This window comes from Streptomyces sp. NBC_01276 (genome assembly GCF_041435355.1).
Classification (GTDB): Bacteria; Actinomycetota; Actinomycetes; order Streptomycetales; family Streptomycetaceae; genus Streptomyces.
In genome coordinates, this window is sequence record NZ_CP108442.1 from 5515818 (window position 1) to 5535106 (window position 19289).

Annotated in this window: 18 protein-coding genes; 11 read left to right on the plus strand and 7 right to left on the minus strand. The window is 70.6% G+C overall.

Going from position 1 to position 19289, the window contains the following annotated elements; all coding sequences use genetic code 11:
• The first annotated feature begins 12 nt into the window (after positions 1-12).
• The gene (locus OG295_RS24745; protein WP_266838643.1) at positions 13-291 is read left to right on the plus strand and encodes a hypothetical protein; all 279 of its coding nucleotides are present in this window, start codon (positions 13-15) and stop codon (positions 289-291) included.
• 134 nt (positions 292-425) lie between these two features.
• On the opposite strand, the gene OG295_RS24750 is transcribed toward OG295_RS24745, so the two are convergent.
• The gene (locus tag OG295_RS24750) at positions 426-1160 is read right to left on the minus strand and encodes a hypothetical protein (protein WP_371678862.1); all 735 of its coding nucleotides are present in this window, start codon (positions 1158-1160) and stop codon (positions 426-428) included.
• An 81-nt stretch (positions 1161-1241) separates the two neighbouring features.
• Here OG295_RS24750 and cobS point away from each other — a divergent pair, with 81 nt between their 5' ends.
• From cobS to OG295_RS24765, 3 genes are all read left to right on the plus strand, one after another.
• Complete coding sequence (gene cobS, locus OG295_RS24755) at positions 1242-2063, plus strand: adenosylcobinamide-GDP ribazoletransferase (protein ID WP_371678863.1); 822 nt, start codon at positions 1242-1244, stop codon at positions 2061-2063.
• 31 nt (positions 2064-2094) lie between these two features.
• A complete protein-coding gene (locus OG295_RS24760) occupies positions 2095-2817 on the plus strand; it encodes a response regulator (RefSeq protein WP_371678864.1) in 723 nt (240 codons plus the stop codon).
• 154 nt (positions 2818-2971) lie between these two features.
• Positions 2972-6094, plus strand: a complete 3123-nt coding sequence (locus OG295_RS24765) for an efflux RND transporter permease subunit (protein WP_371678865.1) — start codon at positions 2972-2974, stop codon at positions 6092-6094.
• Positions 6095-6149: 55 nt separating this feature from the next.
• Here OG295_RS24765 and OG295_RS24770 read toward each other — a convergent pair whose 3' ends face one another.
• Both OG295_RS24770 and nadA read right to left on the minus strand, forming a co-directional pair.
• Positions 6150-6791 carry a hypothetical protein gene (locus OG295_RS24770; RefSeq protein ID WP_371678866.1) on the minus strand — a complete coding sequence of 214 codons (642 nt, stop codon included), beginning with the start codon at positions 6789-6791 and terminating at the stop codon, positions 6150-6152.
• 111 nt (positions 6792-6902) lie between these two features.
• The gene (gene nadA, locus OG295_RS24775; protein WP_371678867.1) at positions 6903-8090 is read right to left on the minus strand and encodes a quinolinate synthase NadA; all 1188 of its coding nucleotides are present in this window, start codon (positions 8088-8090) and stop codon (positions 6903-6905) included.
• A gap of 334 nt (positions 8091-8424) precedes the next feature.
• On the opposite strand from nadA, the gene erpA reads away from it, so the two are divergent.
• Positions 8425-8781 (plus strand): iron-sulfur cluster insertion protein ErpA, encoded by a 357-nt coding sequence (erpA, locus tag OG295_RS24780; protein WP_030010511.1) that lies wholly within the window; start codon positions 8425-8427, stop codon positions 8779-8781.
• Between the two features lie 83 nt (positions 8782-8864).
• Here erpA and OG295_RS24785 read toward each other — a convergent pair whose 3' ends face one another.
• Positions 8865-10334, minus strand: a complete 1470-nt coding sequence (locus OG295_RS24785) for a hypothetical protein (protein WP_371678868.1) — start codon at positions 10332-10334, stop codon at positions 8865-8867.
• 82 nt (positions 10335-10416) lie between these two features.
• The gene (locus OG295_RS24790) at positions 10417-10632 is read right to left on the minus strand and encodes a hypothetical protein (RefSeq protein ID WP_371678869.1); all 216 of its coding nucleotides are present in this window, start codon (positions 10630-10632) and stop codon (positions 10417-10419) included.
• Between the two features lie 132 nt (positions 10633-10764).
• Here OG295_RS24790 and OG295_RS24795 point away from each other — a divergent pair, with 132 nt between their 5' ends.
• A complete protein-coding gene (locus tag OG295_RS24795) occupies positions 10765-11742 on the plus strand; it encodes a carbohydrate kinase family protein (RefSeq protein WP_371678870.1) in 978 nt (325 codons plus the stop codon).
• Between the two features lie 90 nt (positions 11743-11832).
• On the opposite strand, the gene OG295_RS24800 is transcribed toward OG295_RS24795, so the two are convergent.
• Positions 11833-13212 carry a cysteine desulfurase/sulfurtransferase TusA family protein gene (locus OG295_RS24800; protein WP_371678871.1) on the minus strand — a complete coding sequence of 460 codons (1380 nt, stop codon included), beginning with the start codon at positions 13210-13212 and terminating at the stop codon, positions 11833-11835.
• Positions 13213-13495: 283 nt separating this feature from the next.
• Here OG295_RS24800 and coxB point away from each other — a divergent pair, with 283 nt between their 5' ends.
• The 4 genes from coxB to OG295_RS24820 all read left to right on the plus strand — a co-directional run bounded on the left by coxB (position 13496) and on the right by OG295_RS24820 (position 17953).
• Positions 13496-14467: a cytochrome c oxidase subunit II gene (gene coxB, locus OG295_RS24805; protein ID WP_371678872.1), complete on the plus strand. Its 972-nt coding sequence runs from the start codon at positions 13496-13498 to the stop codon at positions 14465-14467.
• A complete protein-coding gene (ctaD, locus tag OG295_RS24810) occupies positions 14464-16194 on the plus strand; it encodes a cytochrome c oxidase subunit I (RefSeq protein ID WP_371678873.1) in 1731 nt (576 codons plus the stop codon). The genes coxB and ctaD overlap by 4 nt, the downstream gene beginning before the upstream one ends.
• Positions 16191-16589: a cytochrome c oxidase subunit 4 gene (locus OG295_RS24815; protein ID WP_030233183.1), complete on the plus strand. Its 399-nt coding sequence runs from the start codon at positions 16191-16193 to the stop codon at positions 16587-16589. The genes ctaD and OG295_RS24815 overlap by 4 nt, the downstream gene beginning before the upstream one ends.
• Before the next feature lie 116 nt (positions 16590-16705).
• Positions 16706-17953, plus strand: a complete 1248-nt coding sequence (locus OG295_RS24820; protein ID WP_371678874.1) for an Ig-like domain-containing protein — start codon at positions 16706-16708, stop codon at positions 17951-17953.
• A 73-nt stretch (positions 17954-18026) separates the two neighbouring features.
• Here OG295_RS24820 and OG295_RS24825 read toward each other — a convergent pair whose 3' ends face one another.
• Positions 18027-18431 carry a hypothetical protein gene (locus tag OG295_RS24825; RefSeq protein WP_371678875.1) on the minus strand — a complete coding sequence of 135 codons (405 nt, stop codon included), beginning with the start codon at positions 18429-18431 and terminating at the stop codon, positions 18027-18029.
• 199 nt (positions 18432-18630) lie between these two features.
• Here OG295_RS24825 and OG295_RS24830 point away from each other — a divergent pair, with 199 nt between their 5' ends.
• Complete coding sequence (locus tag OG295_RS24830) at positions 18631-19251, plus strand: heme-copper oxidase subunit III (RefSeq protein ID WP_030233195.1); 621 nt, start codon at positions 18631-18633, stop codon at positions 19249-19251.
• Positions 19252-19289 lie beyond the last annotated feature (38 nt).

The following is a 19289-nucleotide window of genomic DNA, read 5'->3' on the forward strand; positions in this document are numbered from 1 at the left end:
CAGGGGCCCGTCATGATTGTCCGCATCATGGGGGAGGGGCAGGCGAGGCTGGCCGACAGCCACTTCGCCGAGCTCAACGCGCTGGACGACGAGCTGCTCGCGGAGATGGAAGCGGGCGACGAGGAGGGCTTCCGGCGCACGCTGGGGTCGCTGCTCGACGCCGTCCGCCGGCTGGGAACGCCGCTCCCCGATGACGCGCTGGAGCCGTCCGAGCTGATCCTGCCCGCGCCCGACGCCTCGCTGGACGAGGTCAGGGAGATGCTCGGCGACGACGGCCTGATCCCGGGCTGACGCACCCGCCGCCCGCCGCACCCAGGTCACCCGGCGCGCGGGACACCGACGGCCACGGGGCCCGCACCCGCACTGCACGGGGGCGGGCCCTCCGTACGGGGCGGGCCCTTCCGTACGGGGCGGGTCCCTCGCCGTCAGTCCGGGGTGCCGCCGATGAACTCCTCGAACCTGCGGCGCGGCCGGGCCCAGCGCCGGTCGTGGTGAAAGGCCCGCAGTCCCGCCTTGGCCCGCGCGCGCGGGCGGTTCGCGTAGAACCTCTTCGCGTACGGGGACCCGGGCCGGGCCAGGCGCACCGCGCCGATCAGTGCCACGAAGGGGATCACCGTCCCGAACACCGCCGTGCGGGGCTTGCCCTTCCACAGGGCGACCAGGGCCAGGAAGAAGTTCATGGCGGTGTTCATGACCACGAGACCCCGGCTGTGCCGCTCGTCGGGGGTCAGTTCGTTGACCCCGAAGGGCAGGAAGCCGCCCAGCACCAGCGCGACCACCGCCGCCGTCAGCACCACGACCTCCACGCTCTTGCGGCCCTGCTCGCTCCAGTAGACGTCGTCGAGGTGCAGGATCAGCGCGAACTCGTCCAGTACCAGCCCGGCCCCGAGTCCGAAGAGCACGGCCGACAGGCCCGCGCCGAAACTGTGCTGGCCGCTGCCGACCGCCCCGAATCCGCCGATGATCACGAGGACCACCCCCGGGACCACGTGGTGGACGTGCAGCCCGCCCGGGGTGATGTTCTTGAAGGGCCCCCGGCCGGCCCGGATCAGCCGCGTGATCACCCGGGTGACCAGGAACGACAGCACGAAGGACAGCAGGGCGAGCAGGAGCGGCAGCTTGCCCGGCTCGACGATGTTCCGGTACCACCAGTGACCCACGACACCTGCTTCCCTTTTGGCGCGTATTGAGCAATTTACCGCCGACTCCGAAGGGGTTCCGAAGGGGTAGCGTTCGCGCCGATGACAGATTCGTTCGATGATCCACCACCGGCGCCGCCCTCCGAGCGCGCCTCCTTCCCGGACGGGCTCCGCTTCGCGTTCGGCACGCTGACCGTGCTGCCCGCGCGGATCACCCGCTGGGACCGGCCCGCCGCCCGCACCGGCATGGAGTGCGCGCCGCTGGCCGGCCTCGTCGTAGGCCTGCTCGCCGCCGTGCCCGGCAGCCTGCTGCTCCTCCTCGGGGGCGGCCCGCTGCTCGCCGCGGCCGTCACCGTAGCCGTCCCGGCCGCCCTGACCCGCGGGCTGCACCTCGACGGCCTCGCCGACACGGCGGACGGCCTGGGCAGCGCCAAGCCCGCCGAGGACGCCCTGCGGATCATGAAGCAGTCCGACATCGGCCCCTTCGGCGTCATCTCCCTGCTCATCGTGTTCCTGGTGCAGGTCGCCGCGCTGGCCGACCTCTACGCCGACGGCTGGGCCCACGGCGCACCCGCCGCCGTGCTCGCCGCCGTCACCGCCCGGCTCGCCATGACCCTGGCCTCCCGCGCAGGCGTCCCCGCCGCCCGGCCCGAGGGCCTGGGCGCGGCCGTCGCCGGCGTGGTCCCGCAGGGCGCCGCCGCCGCGGTCGCCGCCCTCGTCACGGCCGCCGCCGCGCTGGCCGCGCTCCCGCAGGGGCTGCCCGCCGCCGTCCAGTACGCCGCGGCCGTCGCAGCGGGCCTGCTCGCCGCCGACCTCCTGCTGCGCCGCTGCGTCCGCCGCTTCGGCGGGGTCACCGGGGACGTCTTCGGCGCCCTGTGCGAAGTGGCGGCGACCACCGCCCTGGTGACCCTCTCCCTCGGCTGAGCCCGCGCACCCGCCCGCGTACCCTCGGGGCATGGCCGAGACGGGGACCCAGACGCAGAGCGCCACCACGCCCATCAGGGTGCTGCTCGCCGACGACCAAGCGCTGCTGCGCAGCGCGTTCAAGGTGCTGGTCGACTCCGAAGCCGACATGGAGGTCGTCGGTGAGGCCGCCGACGGGGCACAGGCCTACGCCCTCGCGCGCGAGCGGCGGGCCGACGTCGTCCTCATGGACATCCGGATGCCCGGCACCGACGGACTCGCCGCCACCCGCCTGATCAGCGCCGACCCGGAGCTCTCCGGGGTCCGCGTCGTCATGCTGACCACCTTCGAGGTGGACGAGTACGTGGTCCAGGCGCTGCGTGCCGGGGCCTCCGGCTTCCTCGGCAAGGGCGCCGAACCCGACGAGCTGCTGAACGCCATCCGCGTCGCGGCGGCCGGCGAGGCACTGCTCTCGCCGGCGGCGACCAAGGGCCTCATCGCCAGCTTCCTCGCCCAGGGCGGCCACGCCGAGGTCCCCGCCACCGGCTCCGTCCACGCCGAACGGCTCGCCGCGCTGACCGTCCGCGAGCGCGAGGTCCTCGTCCTCGTCGCGGCCGGCCTCTCCAACGACGGCATCGCCGGGCGGCTGGAGGTCAGCCCGCTCACGGTCAAGACCCACGTCAACCGGGCCATGGCGAAGCTCGGCGCCCGCGACAGGGCGCAATTGGTGGTCATCGCGTACGAATCGGGCCTGGTCCGCCCGCGCTCCGACTGAGCGGACGGGGTCCGCAGTACGGCGGACCACCGCGGAGTACTGCGGACGCGGTATGCCGCGCATAAGGACGGGACCTGGGGGCGACGCAACGGCGCTCCGGCGTGGGCGAGGCTGGGACGCCCCCACCCGCGTCCGGCAGAGAGATCCCACACCCATGTCCTGGCTGTCCCGCTTCAGCCTTGCCCAGAGAGCGCTGATCGGCCTCGTGTCGATCGTCGCGCTGCTCTTCGGCGTCATAGCCATCCCGCAGCTCAAGCAGCAGTTGCTGCCCTCCATCGAACTGCCGATGGTCTCCGTGCTCGCGCCGTACCAGGGCGCCTCGCCCGACGTGGTGGAGAAGCAGGTCATCGAGCCCATCGAGGCCACCCTCAAGGGCGTCGACGGCATCACCGGCATCACCTCCACCGCCAGCGAGGGCAACGCCCTCATCCGGGCCACCTTCGACTACGGCGACAGCGGCACCAAGCAGCTCGTCGCCGACGTCCAGCAGGCCGTCAACCGGGCCCGCGTCCGGCTGCCCGCCGAGGTGGACCCGCAGGTGGTCGCCGGCTCCACCGACGACATCCCCACCGTCGTCCTCGCCGTCACCTCGGACAAGGACCAGCAGGCCCTCGCCGACCAGCTGAACAAGTCCGTCGTCCCGGTCCTGGAGGACATCGACGGCGTCGGCCAGGTCAGCGTGGACGGCGTCCGTGACCTCCAGGTCACCGTCACGCCCGACGAGGCGAAGCTCGCCGCGGCCGGCCTCGACGGGACGAAGCTCGCCGAAGGCCTCAAGGCCGGCGGCGCCACCGTCCCCGCCGGCTCCTTCGACGAGGGCGGCAAGAACCGCACCGTCCGCGTCGGCTCCGGATACACCTCCCTCGCCCAGCTGGAGGACCTCCGGCTGACCCCGGGCCCCGGCAAGCCGGCCGTCCGCCTCGCCGACGTGGCCGCGGTCGAGCAGGAGCCCGCCGCGGGCGACTCGATCACCCGCACCAACGGCAAGCCCAGCCTCGCCCTCGTCCTCACCATGGACAAGGACGGCAGCGCCGTCGCCATCTCCGACGCCGTCAAGGACAAGCTCCCGGAGCTGCGTTCCACCCTCGGTTCCGGCGCCGCGCTGACCGTCGTCAGCGACCAGGGCCCGGCGGTCGCCCGGTCCATCTCCGGCCTGACCACCGAGGGGCTCCTGGGTCTGGCCTTCGCGGTCATCGTGATCCTGGTCTTCCTGGCGTCGATCCGCTCGACCCTGGTCACCGCGGTCTCCATCCCGCTGTCCGTGGTCCTCGCCCTGATCGTGCTGTGGACCCGCGACCTGTCGCTCAACATGCTGACGCTGGGCGCGCTCACCATCGCCATCGGCCGCGTCGTCGACGACTCGATCGTGGTCCTGGAGAACATCAAGCGCCACCTCGGCTACGGCGAGGAGCGCGAGGCCGCGATCATCACCGCGGTGCGCGAGGTGGCGGGCGCGGTGACCTCGTCCACGCTCACCACCGTCGCCGTCTTCCTGCCGATCGGCCTGGTCGGCGGCATGATCGGCGAGCTGTTCGGTTCCTTCTCGCTCACGGTGACCGCCTCGCTGCTGGCCTCGCTGCTGGTGTCGTTGACGGTCGTCCCGGTGCTGTCGTACTGGTTCCTGCGCGCCCCCAAGGGCGTCTCGTCGGCGGACGCCGAGAGCGCCGCGAAGGCCCGCCGCGAGGCCGAGGAGAAGGAGGCGAAGAGCCGCCTCCAGCGCTTCTACGTCAAGGTCCTGGGCTTCGCCACCCGGCGCCGCCTGACCAGCGTGACCATCGCGGTCGTCGTCCTGGTCGCCACCTTCGCCATGACCCCGCTGCTGAAGACCAACTTCTTCGACCAGGGCGAGCAGGACGTCCTGACGGTCAAGCAGGAACTCGCCCCCGGCACCTCGCTGGCCGCCTCCGACGAGGCCGCCCGCAAGGTGGAGAAGGCCCTCGGCTCCGTGGACGGGGTCAAGGACTACCAGGTCACCGTCGGCTCCTCCGGCTTCCTCGCGGCCTTCGGCGGCGGTACGGGCACCAACCAGGCCTCCTACCAGGTCACCCTGAAGGACTCCGGCGACTCCGAGGCCGTCAAGGGGCGGATCCAGGACGCCCTGGGGAAGCTGGACGGCATCGGCGACACCTCCATCTCGGCGGGCGGCGGCTTCGGCAGCCAGAACCTGAGCGTGGTCGTCAAGGCCGGTGACGCGGGCGTCCTGGCCAAGGCCGCCGAGCAGGTCCGCGCCGAGGTGGCCACCCTGAAGGACGTCACCGACGTCCAGAGCGACCTGGCCCAGTCGGTGCCCCGCATCGCCGTCACCGCCACCCCCAAGACCGCCGAGGCCGGCCTGAACCAGGCCGCGCTGGGCGCCGTCGTCGCCCAGGCCGTCCGGGGCAACCCGGTGGCCAAGGCCGTACTGGACGACACCGAGCGGGACATCGTGGTCCGCTCCGCCCACCGGGCCACCACCCTGGCCGAACTCCAGGCCCTGCCGGTCGGCCCGGCCAAGCTCGGTGACATCGCCGACGTCAAGGTCGTCCCCGGCCCGGTCGCCATGACCCGGATCGACGGCGCCCGCGCCGCCACCATCACCGCCAAGCCGGTCGGCGACAACACCGGCGCGGTCAGCGCCGCACTCCAGACCAAGATCAAGGCCCTGGACCTGCCGGCCGGCGCCACCGCCGCCATCGGCGGCGTCTCCCAGGACCAGGACAAGGCCTTCGGTTCGCTCGGCCTGGCCATGTTCGCCGCCATCGCCATCGTGTTCATGCTGCTGGTGGCGACCTTCCGCTCACTGGTCCAGCCGTTGATCCTGCTGGTCTCCATCCCCTTCGCCGCCACCGGCGCGCTGGGCCTGCTGATCGCCACCGGCACCCCGATGGGTGTCCCGGCGATGATCGGCATGCTGATGCTGATCGGCATCGTGGTGACCAACGCGATCGTCCTGATCGACCTGGTCAACCAGTACCGGGCCCAGGGACTGGGCGTCGTCGAGGCGGTCATCGAGGGAGGCCGCCACCGTCTGCGGCCGATCCTGATGACGGCCCTGGCGACGATCTTCGCCCTGCTCCCGATGGCGCTGGGCGTCACCGGCGAGGGCGGCTTCATCTCGCAGCCGCTCGCGGTCGTGGTGATCGGTGGCCTGGTCAGCTCGACGCTGCTGACCCTGCTGCTGGTGCCGACCCTCTACACGATGGTCGAGCTCCGCAAGGAACGCCGCCGCGCGAAGAAGCGGGCCCGCCTGACGGTGGTCCCGCCCCAGCCGGCGGAAGAGACCCCGGTCAAGGTCTGACCGCCCGCCGCCCCGACAGGGCCCCGGCCCCCGCACCGCGCGGGGGCCGGGGCCCTCAGCCGAGGTAGAGCTGGTAGCAGCCGCCCTGGCTCCTGCCGGGGACGTCCGTGCGGAAGTCGTAGTAGCGGTTGCCGCGCGACACCCTCTTGATCGCCTCCGCGTTGAGCAGGAGGCAGAACGAGCGCTCGATCGGCGCGTGGGTGCTCGCCCGCCGGAGGGTCAGTGTTCCGTCGTAGCGCCCGGGTGTGAGCTGCCAGCCGAGCGTGCTGAACTGCAGGGCGGGTCGCTGGGGCTGGGTCTGGCTGACGATGAAGGGTGCGGGATCCGACTCGAACTCCCACCAGATGGTGATGTCGTCGTAGGACTTGGGGTCGTGGGAGGCCGTGAACCTGACGTTGTCCTCCCAGAAGAACTTCGGCTCCGGGCCGCCGTGCGTGGCGCGGAGCGCCAGCCGTACATCGGTGATGATCTCCGCGTCCTCGGTGCTGAACCGGGTGTAGACGGCGGGCTGGAGGAAGACGGAGGTCTTCTCCCCGTCCCGCCACAGTTTGAGCGTCAGTGGCAGGGTGACCACAGGGCGCGGATCCTCCTGCAGCTGGGCGAAGTTGTAGCCGGAGAAGGCCAAGGCGACGAGCGAGGCGAAGCTGGCGATCCAGGTGTGCCCCGTGCGGAGGTGCTGTTTCACGAGATCGACCATGGTTCCCAGGGTGGACCGGCGTGCCGCCCGCAGCCCGCCCGCCTGGGCCGCCTGGAGGAACGCGGAAGGGGGCGCCCGGCAGCAGCCGGGCGCCCCCTTCCGTACCCACCGTTACGGCAGCGCCAGCATCCGCTCCAGCGCGAGCTTCGCGAAGCTCTCCGTCTCCTTGTCGACCTGGATCCGGTTGACCAGGTTGCCCTCGGCCAGGGACTCCAGGGTCCACACCAGGTGCGGGAGGTCGATGCGGTTCATCGTCGAGCAGAAGCAGACCGTCTTGTCGAGGAAGACGACCTCCTTGTCCTCCGCCGCGAAACGATTCGCCAGCCGCTGGACCAGGTTCAGCTCGGTGCCGATGGCCCACTTGGAGCCGGCCGGGGCCGCCTCCAGCGCCTTGATGATGTACTCCGTCGAGCCGACGTAGTCCGCGGCCGCCACGACCTCGTGCTTGCACTCGGGGTGGACCAGCACGTTCACGCCCGGGATCCGCTCGCGCACGTCGTTGACCGAGTCGACCGAGAACCGGCCGTGCACCGAGCAGTGGCCGCGCCACAGGATCATCTTCGCGTTCCGCAGCTGCTCGGCCGTCAGGCCGCCGTTCGGCTTGTGCGGGTTGTAGAGCACGCAGTCGTCCAGGGACATGCCCATGTCGCGCACGGCGGTGTTGCGGCCCAGGTGCTGGTCGGGGAGGAAGAGCACCTTCTCGCCCTGCTCGAAGGCCCACTCCAGGGCCTTCTTCGCGTTGGACGACGTACAGATCGTGCCGCCGTGCTTGCCGGTGAAGGCCTTGATGTCGGCGGAGGAGTTCATGTACGAGACGGGGACGGTCGTACCGGCGATCCCGGCCTCGGTCAGCACGTCCCAGCACTCGGCGACCTGTTCGGCGGTGGCCATGTCGGCCATCGAGCAGCCGGCCGCCAGGTCGGGCAGCACGACCTTCTGGTCGTCCGAGGTCAGGATGTCCGCGGACTCGGCCATGAAGTGCACGCCGCAGAAGACGATGTACTCGGCCTCCGGCTTGGCCGCGGCGTCCTTGGCCAGCTTGAAGGAGTCACCGGTGACGTCGGCGAACTCGATGACCTCGTCGCGCTGGTAGTGGTGGCCGAGGATGAAGACCTTGTCCCCGAGCTTCTCCTTGGCCGCGCGAGCGCGGGCCACCAGGTCCGGGTCGGACGGCGAGGGCAGGTCGCCGGGGCATTCCACCCCGCGCTCGCTCTTGGGGTCGGCCTCACGGCCGAGCAGCAGCAGGGCAAGGGGCGTCGGCTGGACGTCCAAAGGCTGGGCGGTGGTCACGACACGCACCCTTTCTGTTCTGCGACAAGGGACTTCTGGGACTGCGGGAGTGGCGTCTTCACGACTTCTCGTCTATTTGACGCTATCTATCATAACCGCTTCACGTCACTTTGACGATGCCGATAGTGTCGATGTGACGCATTCGCCCGGCCGGGTGCGGCCCGCTCCACCGGTCCTCTTCGCGGGGTCCACCGCTCCGCCCGGGTGTGCGAGCATGAATATCTGAAACAAGGCGTCGGCCCCGGAATGAATCCGCGGTCCCGCTGGTTGCCATCCACGGCAAGAGTCCGACGTTTCCCCAGCCGCACCGGCGGGGAGCCGCCCACTTCGGGAGTGAATGCAGATGTCCGTACAGGACGACAAGACCACCGTGAGCGACGGCATCCTCCTGTCCGACGCCGCCGCCGAGAAGGTCAGGACCCTGCTGGAGCAGGAAGGCCGCGATGACCTGGCGCTCCGCGTCGCCGTCCAGCCCGGTGGCTGCTCCGGCCTGCGCTACCAGCTCTTCTTCGACGAGCGGTCCCTCGACGGCGACGTCGTCAAGGACTTCGACGGCGTCAAGGTCGTCACCGACCGGATGAGCTCCCCGTACCTGCACGGCGCCTCGATCGACTTCGTCGACACCATCGAGAAGCAGGGCTTCACGATCGACAACCCGAACGCCACCGGCTCCTGCGCCTGCGGCGACTCGTTCAGCTGAACCCGGCTGACCCCGTACGACGAGGGCCCGGGCACCGGTCGCAGCGACCGGTGCCCGGGCCCTCGGGCGTTCCCGCTACCGCCTCACTGGCGGGGGAGCGTCTTGCCCGTCGTCGCGTCGACCACCTTCCGGTCGCCGAGCGGCTCGCGGAGCGTGGCCGACACGGTCATCTCCTGCGCCAGCATGATGCAGGCCCGCCCCTGCGGGTCCGGCGTCTCGGTGACCTTCACCAGCACCGACCCGGCCTCCTCCCGCGCGTCCAGGGCGTACGTGCTGCACGCCCCGCCCCAGAAGTTCACCGTCAGCTTCCGGTCGGCCTGCGCGTACGAGAACGCGGGCGCGGTCCTGTCCTGCGGGGGCACCGGGGCGCCGCCGCCGTCCTTGCCCGCCGGGGAGGCCACCGTGCGGCCCGCGGCGCCGTCCTTGCCGGCCACCTCGAACAGCCACGCCGGCACCAGGCCCCGTCCGCCGTCGACCGTCCCCGGGGCCAGCCCGAGCACGGCCCCCCGTACGGTCTCGGTCCGCGGGGGCTTCATCGGACGCGGCTCCGGGTTGCAGGGCAGGGTGTCCGTCGCACCCGTCGGCGTGTCCGGGGTCAACGGCACGGAGGTCGCGCAGCCGCTCGGGCCCGGCCCCGTGCCGTCGCCGCCCTTGCCGGCCGCGTTGAGCCGGGCCAGCGCCTCGTCGGCGCCGACCACCGGCTGCTCACCCGTGCGGACCGGGGCCTTGAGCTCGCCGCTGCCCGCCACCACCTTGGCGTCGGAGCCCACGCTCACGCGGGTGGACCAGCCCGTGGTGGGCAGCCCGCCCACCACCGGGTCGGCGCTCACCACCCGTACGGAACCCTGGAGCAGACGGGCGTCCTGCTTGGCGTCGCCCTGACCGGCGGCGGCCAGCACCGGGGCCGCGGCCGCCCTGGCCGCCTCCTCCGACACCGGTCCCGCCCCCGCGTCCGACCCGGCGACCGCGGACCCCTCCGCGGGACCCTGGGGGAGGGTGGCCGGGCCGCAGGTGTCCTTGCCGCGCACGCAGTCGTCCCCGGCGCCGCCGCCGTTCGTGGCGCCGCCCTGGAAGCGGGAGAAGCTCCACGTCCCGGGAGCCTTGCGGGTCACCGTGAGCCGGGGCCCCGAACCGTCGGCGGTCTCCCCGGCCTGCCACTGCTCGCCGTTCAGGCGCGGCGCGCCGGAGATCCCGAGGGCCTGGGCGAGCCGGGCCACCTCGTCGGAGGAGACCTCGCCGGACGCCGCGAAGGACGGCGCCCCGCCCGCCGGGGCCTGCGGCAGCTGCCCCTCGGCCCGGTAGGTGACCCCGGCGCCGGACGGATCCGGCTCCCCGGGCGCGATGCCGGGCCGGGACGGGGACCCCGTCGGGCGGGGCGCGATGGCCGCGCTGTCACTCGTACGGGTTCCGCTGCCCGAGGCGTCTCCGTAGGCCGTGGACGCCCAGTACGCCGTACCACCGCCTGCCAGCAGGACGGCGGCGGCGATCGAGCCGATGGCCCAGGCCGGCCGCCGTCGTGTGGCGCGTGATGTGTCGGGTTGTTCGCTGGTCACCGCATCGCTCCTTCGCGTGTCCCGCCGTACGTGATGCGGGTGTGACGCGGCGGCCGCGAAACCGGTTCCCTCCCGGGGGCCCTCAGTCCCCGTAGGCGGCGGTGGAGGCGATCAGCCGGGCCGAGGCGGGCGGGACGCTGATGCCGTGGATCTGCGAGGGCGCGACGCGGACCGGGCGCGGCTCGTGCGGGACGGGCCAGTGCGGTGCCATCCGGGCGCAGTCGCCCAGCAGCCGGGCGAAGCCGGGGCGGGCGCCGGCGGTGGGTTCTGCGTACCCGAAGCCATCGGTATAGGTCATGGGGGCACGGTAGGCACGCCAAAGCGGGCGAAGGAAGTCCTACTACGGGGTAGTTTCGACGGGTCGGCCCACTGCCGTGGACCGGGTAGTTTTGACTGTCCCCTCGCCGTCCTCCGCAGGAGCATCCACGCCGTGCGCATCGCAGTCACCGGCTCCATCGCCACCGACCACCTCATGACCTTCCCGGGCCGCTTCGCCGACCAGTTCGTCGCCGACCAGCTCCACACGGTCTCCCTCTCCTTCCTCGTCGACAACCTCGACGTACGGCGGGGCGGTGTCGGCCCGAACATCTGCTTCGGCATGGGGCAGCTGGGAAGCCGCCCGATCCTGGTCGGCGCCGCCGGCTCGGACTTCGACGAGTACCGCGCCTGGCTGGACCGCCACGGGGTCGACACCGAGTCGGTGCGGATCTCCGAGGTGCTGCACACCGCGCGCTTCGTCTGCACCACGGACTCCGACCACAACCAGATCGGCTCCTTCTACACGGGCGCGATGAGCGAGGCCCGCCAGATCGAGCTGAAGGCCGTCGCCGACCGGGTGGGCGGGCTGGACCTCGTCCTCATCGGCGCCGACGACCCCGAGGCGATGCTCCGCCACACGGAGGAGTGCCGGACGCGGGGGATCCCCTTCGCCGCCGACTTCTCGCAGCAGATCGCGCGGATGGACGGCGAGAACATCCGCACCCTGATGGAGGGTGCGACGTACCTCTTCTCGAACGAGTACGAGAAGGGGCTCATCGAGTCGAAGTCCGGCTGGACCGACGCGGAGATCCTCGCCAAGGTCGGCACCCGCGTCACCACGCTGGGCGCGCAGGGCGTTCGGATCGAGCGGGCCGGGCAGGAGCCGGTCGTCGTCGGCTGCCCGGAGGAGACCGCGAAGGTCGACCCCACCGGTGTCGGCGACGCGTTCCGCGCGGGGTTCCTGACGGGGCTCGGCTGGGGCGTCGGGCTGGAGCGGGCGGCGCAGCTGGGCTGCATGCTCGCGACGCTGGTCATCGAGACCCTCGGCACCCAGGAGTACACGCTGGCGCGCGCGCACTTCATGGAGCGCTTCACGAAGGCCTACGGCGAAGCGGCGGCCGCGGAGGTCCGCGCCCACCTTCCCGCCTGACGCGTCTCCCGCCCGGGGCGGCGACGGGGGGCTCCCCGTCGCCGCCCCGGGGCCCGCACCGTCCTCGGGGCGGTCCGGCGGGCGGCCGGGTCAGGCGGTGCGGCGGACCGTGTAGGCCGTGCCGACGGGACGGGGGGACTCGCCGAGGTAGGCGTGCCCCCGCATCGCGCACCACGCCGGGATGTCCAGCCGGGCCACCTCGTCGTCCGACAGGACGGTGACGGTGCCGCCCACCGGGACCCGCCCGATGGCGCGGGCGAGCTCGATCACCGGCTGCGGGCAGCGCAGGCCGAGGGCGTCGAGTTCCAGGGACTCCGCCACCGGGGCGACGGAAGCCGGTTCGCCCGCGCCCAGCTTCTCGCGGATCCCGGCCACCGCCCCCGGCAGCACCTCCAGGAAACCGTTGACCTCGTCCGCCGAGGTCCCCATCGGCAGGGACACCCGTACGTTTCCCTCCGACAGCACTCCCATCGCCCGCAGCACGTGACTGGGGGTCAGGGTGGAGCTGGTGCAGGAGGACCCGGAGGAGACCGAGTACCCGGCGCGGTCCAGCTCGTGGAGCAGGGTCTCGCCGTCCACGTACAGGCAGGAGAAGGTCACCAGGTGCGGGAGCCGGCGCTCGGCGTCGCCCACCACCTCCACGTCCGGCACCAGCCGGGCCACCCGGCGCCGGATCCGGTCGACCAGCACCCGCAGCCGTGCCGCCTCCGCCTCGGCCTCGGCCCGTACCGCCCGCAGGGAGGCGGCCGCCGCGACGATCGCGGGGAGGTTGGCGAAGCCGGGGGAGCGGCCCGACTCCCTTTCGTCGGCGGGGCCTTGGGGTGCGAAGCGGACCCCCTTGCGGACGGCGAGCAGCCCGACCCCGGGCGGCCCGCCCCACTTGTGGGCGCTCGCCGCGAGGAGCGACCAGGCGCCGTCCACCCGGCCCCACCCCAGGGACTGCGCCGCGTCCACGAGCAGCGGCACCCCGGCGGCCGCGCAGACCTCGGCGACCTCCGCCACCGGCTGGACCGTGCCCACCTCGTGGTTGGCCGACTGGAGGCAGGCCAGAGCGGTGCCGGAGCCGAGGGCGGCCGCGTACCCGTCGGGCGAGACGGCGCCCAGCCGGTCGACCGGAACCTCCGTCACCGTGCCCCCGGCGGCCGCGTGCGCGTCCGCCGCGTGCAGTACAGAACTGTGTTCGACCGCCGATACGACCAGATGACCGCCGACGCGCCGGCGCCCCGCCAGGGCTCCCGCCACCCCCGTGTGAACCGCGTGCGTCCCCGATGGAGTGAACACGAGCTCGTCGGCCCGGCATCCCACGGCATCGGCCGCCGCCTCCCGCGCCGCGTCCAGCAGCAGCCGGGCGCGCCGCCCCTCCCGGTACAGCCGGGCCGGATCCGCCCAGCCCTCGTCGAGGGCGGCCTGCAGCGCCTGACGGGCCACGGGGTGCAGCGGGGCAGCGGACGCGGTGTCGAAGTAGGGCATCCGGCCACGCTAACCGGAGGCCTCGGACGGCCGGGGTCAGGGGCCGTCAGATGTCGTCCGGAGCCCGCCATTCAGGGCCGGATGGCCCGTCCCCCGTACGGCGGATCCATCCCTTCGGGGGCAGTAGCGGCGCGTTGGGCACCCTCCCCGCGCGACCCCAAATAGCGTCCAGTAGGGTTTGGTCCGCATAAACATCCAAACCCCTGCCTGCGTCAGGGCCGGCGACCGACCCGAACACGGCCGCGGCCGGCCGCGCGGGCCGAGACTCTCGGGAAGGCGCTACGTGAGTCCCTACGGCTCCGACCGCTCGCCGCGGCGCCCGATGCGGCGGAAGCTGCTGCAGGCGCTGACTGCGGGCGTGGTCCTGGCGACCGCCACTGGTTGCTCGTACAACTGGCAAGACTTCCCCCGCCTCGGAATGCCCTATCCGGTCACGGAGGAGGCGCCTCGCATCCTGTCCCTGTGGCAGGGGTCGTGGGCAGCTGCTCTCATCACGGGCATCCTGGTGTGGGGCCTGATCATCTGGAGCATCATCTTCCACCGGCGCAGCCGGACGAAGATCGAGGTCCCCGCGCAGACCCGGTACAACATGCCCATCGAGGCGCTGTACACCGTGGTCCCGCTCATCATCGTCTCGGTGCTCTTCTACTTCACCGCGCGTGACGAGTCGAAGCTGCTCGCCCTCACCAAGCCGGCCCACACGATCAACGTGGTCGGCTTCCAGTGGAGCTGGGGCTTCAACTACGTCGAGAACGTCGACGGCGATGCGGCCACCCCGAAGGCGGGCGAGGTCCCCAAGGAGATCGCCACCATTCCGGACCGCTTCACCAAGGACTTCCCCAAGGGCGCCGAAGGCGTCTACGAGAAGGGCGTCCCCGGCGACCGGAACCCGGAGACCAACAACCCGGGACCGACCCTCTACCTCCCCAAGGGCGAGAAGGTCCGCTTCATCCTGTCGTCGAACGACGTCATCCACTCCTTCTGGGTGGTGCCCTTCCTGTTCAAGCAGGACGTCATCCCCGGCCACACCAACGTCTTCGAGGTGACCCCTTCGCAGGAGGGCATCTTCATGGGCAAGTGCGCCGAGCTCTGCGGTGTCGACCACTCCCGGATGCTCTTCAACGTGAAGGTCGTCTCGCCGGAGGAGTACCGGGCGCACCTGAAGCTGCTGGCGGAGAAGGGGCAGACCGGCTTCCTCCCGGCCGGCATCAAGCAGACTGACCCGGCCCGGAATGCGGAAGTGAACAAACTGTGAGCATCCTCAACGAATCCCAGGGTGCCGCCGCCGACTCGTATGAGAACGAGCTGCCGGTGCGGCGCAAGCAGCCGGGCAACGTGGTCGTGAAGTGGCTGACCACGACCGACCACAAGACCATCGGCACGATGTACCTGGTCACGTCGTTCGTGTTCTTCATCATCGGCGGGATCATGGCGCTGTTCATGCGCGCCGAGCTGGCCCGTCCGGGCACGCAGATCATGTCGAACGAACAGTTCAACCAGGCCTTCACCATGCATGGCACGATCATGCTGCTGATGTTCGCCACCCCGCTGTTCGCCGGCTTCGCGAACTGGATCATGCCGCTGCAGATCGGCGCGCCCGACGTGGCGTTCCCGCGGCTGAACATGTTCGCGTACTGGCTGTACCTCTTCGGCTCGTCCATCGCGGTGGCCGGCTTCGTCACCCCCTCGGGTGCGGCCGACTTCGGCTGGTTCGCCTACTCCCCGCTGTCGGACGCCGTCCGCTCGCCGGGCATCGGCGCCGACATGTGGATCATGGGTCTGGCCTTCTCCGGCTTCGGCACGATCCTCGGCTCGGTCAACTTCATCACCACGATCATCTGCATGCGCGCTCCCGGCATGACGATGTTCCGCATGCCGATCTTCACCTGGAACGTGCTGCTGACCGGTGTCCTGGTCCTGCTCGCCTTCCCGGTGCTGGCCGCCGCGCTGTTCGCGCTGGAGGCCGACCGCAAGTTCGGTGCGCACGTGTTCGACGCGGCCAACGGCGGCGCCTTGCTGTGGCAACACCTCTTCTGGTTCTTCGGGCACCCAGAGGTGTACATCATCGCGCTACCGTTCTTCGGGATCATTTCCGAGGTCATCCCGGTCTTCTCCCGCAAGCCGATGTTCGGTTACATCGGTCTGATCGCGGCGACGATCTCGATCGCCGGCCTCTCGGTGACCGTGTGGGCCCACCACATGTACGTGACCGGCGGCGTGCTCCTTCCGTTCTTCTCGTTCATGACCTTCCTGATCGCGGTACCGACCGGTGTGAAGTTCTTCAACTGGATCGGCACCATGTGGAAGGGCTCGCTGTCCTTCGAGACCCCGATGCTCTGGGCCATCGGCTTCCTGATCACCTTCACGTTCGGTGGTCTGACCGGTGTCATCCTGGCCTCGCCCCCGATGGACTTCCACGTCTCCGACTCGTACTTCGTCGTCGCGCACTTCCACTACGTCATCTTCGGCACCGTGGTCTTCGCGATGTTCTCCGGCTTCCACTTCTGGTGGCCGAAGTTCACGGGCAAGATGCTGGACGAGCGCCTCGGCAAGATCACCTTCTGGACGCTGTTCGTCGGCTTCCACGGCACCTTCCTGGTCCAGCACTGGCTGGGTGTCGAGGGCATGCCGCGTCGTTACGCGGACTACCTCGCCGCCGACGGCTTCACGACGCTGAACACGATCTCCACGATCAGCTCGTTCCTGCTCGGCCTGTCGATGCTGCCCTTCATGTACAACGTCTGGAAGACGGCGAAGTACGGGAAGAAGATCGAGGTCGACGACCCGTGGGGCTACGGCCGTTCGCTGGAGTGGGCGACCTCCTGCCCGCCGCCGCGGCACAACTTCCTCACCCTGCCGCGGATCCGTTCCGAATCCCCGGCGTTCGACCTGCACCACCCGGAGATCGCGGCCCTCGACCACCTCGAGGACCACAGCACCGGCACCAAGGCCGTCACCGGTGGCAAGGAGGCCGGCAAGTGAAGATCCAGGGCAAGATGTTCCTCTGGCTCGCCGCCTTCATCCTGATCATGACCGTCGTGTACGGCGTCTGGTCGAAGGAGCCGGTCGGAACCACCGCTCTCGCGCTGGCCTTCGGCCTGAGCGCCATGATCGGCTACTACCTGGCCTTCACGGCCAAGCGCGTGGACGAGATGGCCCAGGACAACCTGGAGGCCGAGGTCGCCGACGAGGCGGGCGAGCTGGGGTTCTTCTCCCCGCACAGCTGGCAGCCGCTCTCGCTGGCCGTCGGCGGCGCCTTCGCCTTCATGGGCGTCATCTTCGGCTGGTGGCTGATGTACTTCTCGGCGCCGCTGATCCTGATCGGTCTGTGGGGCTGGGTGTACGAGTACTACCGCGGTGAGAACGCGAACCAGTAGTTCGCGGCCGTACAGCAGGACCTGAGGGGCCCGGACACCTTTTCGGAGGAGTCCGGGCCCCTCGTTTGCAGTCACCCCGCGCGCCGTAATTGTCATATCTTCATAGCGTTGGTCGCATGAACCACTCACCGCGTCTTTGGACGGTACTCAGCTGCTCCCTGCTGGTCGCGTCCCTCGGGGCCGGCGCCACCGCATGCGGGTCCGGCGAGAAGAACCCGCTGTCTGTCCGCCCGTACGACGCGGGCGAGCACGTCGCCTTCAACCAGGCCACCGGCGGCCGCCCCGCCGACCCCGACAAGCCGCTCGAAGTCACCGTCAAGGGCACGACCGCGCGCATCACCGACGTGACGGCGGTGGACACCCACGGACGGCGCCTGGCGGGTGAACTCTCCGCCAAGGGCGACCGTTGGCACAGCACCGTCCCCATGGCCGCGGGCGTGCGCTACACGGTCACTGTGAGCACGGAGGACGAACGCGGCGCTCCAGGGCAGCGCACGCTGGCTTTCGACACCACCCCGGCCAAGAAGGTCCTCAAGGTCGAATTCGGCCCGGACGAGGGCAAGTACGGCGTCGGACAGCCCATCACGGCCGAACTCAACGAGCCGGTCAAGGACAAGGCCGCCCGCGCCATCATCGAACGGGCCCTGGTCGTCGACACGCCGGACAACGTCGAGGGCGCCTGGTACTGGGTGGACGACAAGAACCTGCACTACCGCCCGAAGGACTACTGGCCCGCCAACTCCACCGTCTCCGTGCAGAGCAACCTGGAGGGCGTCAGGATCTCCGACGAGCTCCACGGGGCCGCCTCCAAGCCGCTGAAGCTGGAGATCGGGGACCGGGTGGAGGTCACCACGGACGCCTCCTCGCACTACCTCACGTTCAAGCGCAACGGAGAAGTGATCAACACCATTCCGGTGACCACCGGAAAGCCCGGCTTCTCCACCCGCAACGGGGTCAAGGTGGTACTGGGCAAGCAGTACTTCGTCCAGATGCGCGGCGACACCGTCGGCATCGGCGGCAGCGAGTACTACAACCTGCCCGTCTACTACGCCACCCGGGTGACGTGGAGCGGCGAGTACGTCCACGCCGCGCCGTGGTCGGTCGGCTCCCAGGGCTACGAGAACGTCAGCCACGGGTGCACCGGCATGAGCACCGGCAACGCCGCCTGGTTCTACGAGAACATCACCGAGGGCGACATCGTCCGTGTGATCAACAGCATCGGCGACGACATGGACACCTTCGGGAACGGCTACGGCGACTGGAACATGGACTGGAAGGACTGGCGCGAGGGAAGCGCCCTCCTGAAGGGTACCCAGGAGGGCCGCAGCCCCATGGACCAAGCCCGCCTCAGGCCCCAGGTCTGAGCCCCACGGCCGGCTGGGCCGAAGGGGCCGCCGACGCGGGCGGCCCCGGAGGCGAAGCCGGCCGGAGAACCGCTCAGGCGGCGCTGGAGTTCAGCCGGGTCCGCAACACGCCCGCCAGGGCCTCCGGGAACTCGACCGGGTCCACCGGAAGGGTGACGGCGGCGTCCGCGCGGCTCCAGGTGGCCAGCCAGGCGTCCTGGGGGCGCCCCATCAGCAGCAGCACCGGGGGACACCGGAAGATCTCGTCCTTGATCTGCCGGCACACACCCATGCCCCCGGCGGGGACGGCCTCCCCGTCCAGTACACAGGCGTCGATGCCGCCCGCGTCCAGCTCCTTGAGGACCGCCGGAAGCGTCGCGCACTCCAGGAACTCCACCGGCGGCAGGTCGGCCGCCGGCCTGCGCCCGGCCGCCAGCCGCACCTGCTCCCGGGTGCCCGCGTCGTCGCTGTAGACCAGAACCCGCGCAGTCGCCCGCATTTCGTTCCTCCACGTGTCACGTGAATCACGTTGATGTTGCGCGGGATGCTACTCCGTCCGACCGGCCGTCAACATCGGTTCCGACAGCCCCGCGCAAGACGCCGGGAGGGGGATCTGATGGGCCGTTCGGGCCTTGCACACGCCCCTGACACTCCGAACGGCACCCCCCGGGGTGAGGGCGGGATAAGCGACCGACATAATGTCGGTCGTGGCGACAGCAACGACAGTAGATACCGGGCACGCGCACCCGACGGTCAACCGGCCGAACCTCGTCAGCGTCGGAACCATCATCTGGTTGAGTTCCGAGCTGATGTTCTTCGCGGCCCTCTTCGCGATGTACTTCACCCTGCGATCCGTGACAGGCGCCGAGTACTGGACAGAACAGGCCTCGGCCTTGAATCTGCCCTTCTCGGCGACGAACACAACGATCCTGGTGCTCTCCTCGCTCACCTGCCAGCTCGGCGTATTCGCCGCCGAGCGCGGTGACGTGAAGAAGCTCCGGACGTGGTTCATCATCACGTTCGTCATGGGTGCGATCTTCATTGGCGGCCAGGTGTTCGAGTACACCGAGCTGGTCAAGCACGAGGGCTTGTCTCTCTCGTCAGGCCCGTACGGCTCGGTCTTCTACCTGACCACCGGCTTCCACGGTCTGCACGTGACGGGCGGTCTCATCGCCTTCCTGCTGGTCCTCGGCCGGACGTACGCGGCCAAGAGGTTCACCCACGAACAGGCCACGTCGGCCATCGTCGTGTCCTACTACTGGCACTTCGTCGATGTCGTCTGGATCGGCCTCTTCGCCACGATCTACCTGATCAAGTAGCGAACACGTCGCCGGGCACCGCCCCGGCACTCCATCCA